Source organism: Mesorhizobium sp. M0174 (assembly GCF_040322275.1).
Taxonomy (GTDB): Bacteria; Pseudomonadota; Alphaproteobacteria; order Rhizobiales; family Rhizobiaceae; genus Mesorhizobium.
Map to the genome: position 1 here is coordinate 1 of NZ_JAMYTB010000056.1, position 3,410 is coordinate 3,410.

The following is a 3,410-nucleotide window of genomic DNA, read 5'->3' on the forward strand; positions in this document are numbered from 1 at the left end:
GCTTCGGCATCGACGCCGCAGAGCTTGCAGGTCTCAATGATGCTGAGCACGACCGCTGACCGCTCGGCCGCGGCGAAGCTGCCCGAGAAAAGCCAATTGCGCCGCGGCCATCATCTGTACCTGACTGCGGATTCCGACGTGAAGCCGGCCGCCATTCCGATCAAAGACCGGCCACCATTCCGATTTGAAGCCGGCCACCGTTCCAATCAAAAGCCGGCCAGTTTTCGGCACTGAAGATTACCTCCTGGGTCAGCAACTTTGGCATCAATCACCTCGCCATGAACGGGGACATTTTGATGCCGGCAAAGAGAAGGCTGACCATGAGACAATTGAGACAAATGCTGCGGCTTGCCGGAAGCGGGACGAGCTCCCGCGAGATTGCGGTCATATTGGGGATAGCGCGCAGTACGGTGCAGGATAATTTGCAGCGTGCAGCCGCGGTTGGATTGAGCTGGCCCTTGCCGGGCGAGCTGACCGACGATGCGCTTGAGCACAAGCTCTTCAGTCGCAACGGCGTCAAACAGGGCACGCGACGACGCACGGAACCGAACTGGCCCGATCTTGCGGTCGAGCTCAAGAAGCCCGGCGTCACCTTGCTCATCCTGTGGGAGGAGTATCGTGGGTCGCATCCCGACGGTTACGGCTATAGTCGCTTTTGTGAACTTCTAAGGGGATTTAAGCAGCGACTGTCACCGACGATGCGCCAGGAGCATGCGGCCGGCGACAAGGTCTTCGTGGATTATTCCGGCAAAAAGATTCCGATTGTCGATCGCAAGACCGGTGAGATCCGCGAGGCGGAGATCTTCGTGGCGGTGCTGGGTGCGTCCAGCTACACCTTTGCCGAGGCCACCTGGACGCAAACGCTCCCCGACTGGATTGGCTCGCATGTCCGGATGTTTCGTTTTTTTCATGGCGTTCCCAGACTCGTCATTCCCGACAATCTGAAGTCTGGCGTCAGTCGAGCCAGTTTCTACGATCCCGAGATCAACCGCAGCTACGGCATGATGGCTTCCCACTATGGCGTCGGCGTTCTTCCGGCACGGCCAAGAAAGCCCCGGGATAAATCGAAAGTGGAGAATGGAGTGCGTTTCGCCCAGTCCTGCATTTTGGGGCGTCTGCGCAATCAGACCTTCTTCTCGCTTGCTGAAGCCAATGCCGCCATTGCCCAGGCGCTCGATCGCATCAACGACCACGTCATGCGCCGGCTGGGCGTCAGTCGCCGGCAGCTCTTCGAGACCGTCGAGCGCCCGGCTTTGGCCAGTCTTCCACTGGAGGATTACGAGTTTGCCGAATGGCGTTTGGCCCGCGTCTCGACGGATTATCATGTCGAGTTCAAGACCTTCTTTTATTCCGTGCCCCACAGCCTCATTCGTCAGCAGGTCGATCTGAGAGCAACGGCGCGCACCATCGAGATCTTCCACCGCGGCAAGCGCGTCGCGGTGCATCAGCGCCGCTATGGAGGTCCTCGCCATGGAACCGATCCGGATCACATGCCCAGTTCCCACCGGCGCTATGCCGAATGGACGCCGGAGCGCTTTCGCCGCTGGGCCACGTCGATCGGGCCGCAAACCGAAGGTCTGGTCATCGCAATTCTCGCCAGCCGTCCGCATCCCGAGCAGGGCTTTCGAACATGTCTGGGCATCCTACGCCTGTTTCGGGACATCGATCGCAATCGGGCCGAAACCGTGTCAGCCCGCGCTGTCGAGATCGGTGGCCTGAACTGCAAGAGCATTGCTTCGCTCATCGCCAACCACAAAGCCGCACGCGATTCCACCGAACCAACCGCCATCGTCGATCACGCCAATCTGCGTGGCCCTGATTACTTTCATTGAGGAGATCCACCCATGCTGATCAATCCCACCATCGACATGCTGCGAGAGCTCGGCCTTTACGGCATGGCAACCGCTTTCCAGGAACTCGACGCACAGTCCGAAGTGCGCGGCCTCGAGCATGGCGAATGGCTTGCCATGCTGCTCGAACGCGAGGCGACCATGCGCCGCCAGAAGCGTTTCGAGGCTCGCGCCAGGGCTGCCAAGCTTCGCCATGACGCGCAGATCGAGAATGCCGACTTCCGCGCCGCACGCGGCCTCCACCGCAATATGTTCATGGCGCTTGCCGGCTGCGACTGGATCAGAAAGCATCACGGCTTCTTGTCACCGGGCCAGCCGGCGTCGGCAAAAGCTGGCTTGCCTGCGCTCTTGGCCACCAGGCCTGCCGCGAAGACTTCTCAGTCGCCTACCACCGGGTTCCCCGGCTGTTCGCCGCCCTCGCGCTTGCAAGAGGCGACGGGCGATACGGCAGGATCCTCAAATCTCTTGCCAGGACCGACCTGCTGATCCTCGATGACTGGGGACCTGAAAAACTCAATGACGACCAACGCCGCGATCTCCTGGAGATCATTGAGGATCGCTACGAACGACGCTCAACCATCGTCACAAGTCAGGTGCCCGTGGATCGCTGGTGGGAAATTATTGCAAACCCAACTTTGGCCGACGCCATCCTGGATCGCCGTTCACAACGCCTATCGCATCGATCTCACCGGTGAAAGCATGCGAAAACAGCGCCCGCCGATCGTCCCCGAAAACACCGAAGCTTGACCTGAAACAAAACCCAACCCAAACATCAACGAGACCCAGGATCAGACCGAAAACTGGCCGCCTTCAAATCGGAATGGTGGCCGGTCTTTGATCGGAATGGTGGCCGGCTTCATCGGAATACGCATACCTGACGGTAGAAGGGCAGATAATAACCCCACTTGGCCATCATGATATGGGCAAGCGCGGCATAGCTGAGCTTGCCGCGTGCAATGGCCTTGGCTGGTGCCGGCGCCTGGATGATTTTATCGCAGGTCCGGCAGCTGTACTTGGGTCGAACGGTCTCCATCACCTGCCAGGCTTGGGCGACCAGATCGAGCATCTCCTGACTATCTTGGCCCATGGCGCGCATGTCGCCGCCGCAGCCCGGGCAGCATGCGCAAGAGGGCTCGCGAACGATCCGCTTGCGCGGCAGGTTCGGATTGAGCTTGCGCACCGGCAACACCCGGACCTTGTCGGTGTCAGCGACGATAGGCAGTTCGAGATCGGGCGCGCTGGCGGCGAAATCGGTCTCGAGAGCTTCGAGTTCAAGCCGCATCTGGTCCAGCTTCTCGGAGGAGCGGCCGAAGGCTTTGCGGTTGAAGCGATCGATCCGCAGCTGCAGGCGCTGGATGCGAAGTGCGGCCTCGGCGCGCTCTCTTCGCAACTGCTCATCCCGTTCGGCGATGGTGGTGTCACGGGCACAAACGGCCGCCTCCAGAGTGGCGATCCGGGCGAGGAAATCAGCGATTGAGGGAGCTTGTTCCGACACCCAAATTACATACCCGAAAGACCTCGTCTACGGAAGCAAAATCGACACAAAATCAATGAGAACGG

Annotated in this window: 3 protein-coding genes and 1 pseudogene; 3 read left to right on the forward strand and 1 reads right to left on the reverse strand. The window is 60.0% G+C overall.

All coding sequences use genetic code 11. The features are described from left to right. The first annotated feature begins 36 nt into the window (after positions 1-36). From NKJ13_RS31370 to istB, 3 genes and pseudogenes are all read left to right on the forward strand, one after another. A complete protein-coding gene (locus NKJ13_RS31370) occupies positions 37-234 on the forward strand; it encodes a hypothetical protein (protein ID WP_352779548.1) in 198 nt (65 codons plus the stop codon). Positions 235-320: 86 nt separating this feature from the next. Further along, positions 321-1,832 carry an IS21 family transposase gene (gene istA, locus NKJ13_RS31375; RefSeq protein ID WP_502901965.1) on the forward strand — a complete coding sequence of 504 codons (1,512 nt, stop codon included), beginning with the start codon at positions 321-323 and terminating at the stop codon, positions 1,830-1,832. A 12-nt stretch (positions 1,833-1,844) separates the two neighbouring features. Next, a pseudogene (gene istB, locus NKJ13_RS31380) lies at positions 1,845-2,597 on the forward strand (IS21-like element helper ATPase IstB). 109 nt (positions 2,598-2,706) lie between these two features. On the opposite strand, the gene NKJ13_RS31385 reads toward istB, so the two are convergent. Next, complete coding sequence (locus tag NKJ13_RS31385; RefSeq protein ID WP_352779552.1) at positions 2,707-3,345, reverse strand: IS66 family transposase zinc-finger binding domain-containing protein; 639 nt, start codon at positions 3,343-3,345, stop codon at positions 2,707-2,709. Between the last annotated feature and the right edge of the window lie 65 nt (positions 3,346-3,410).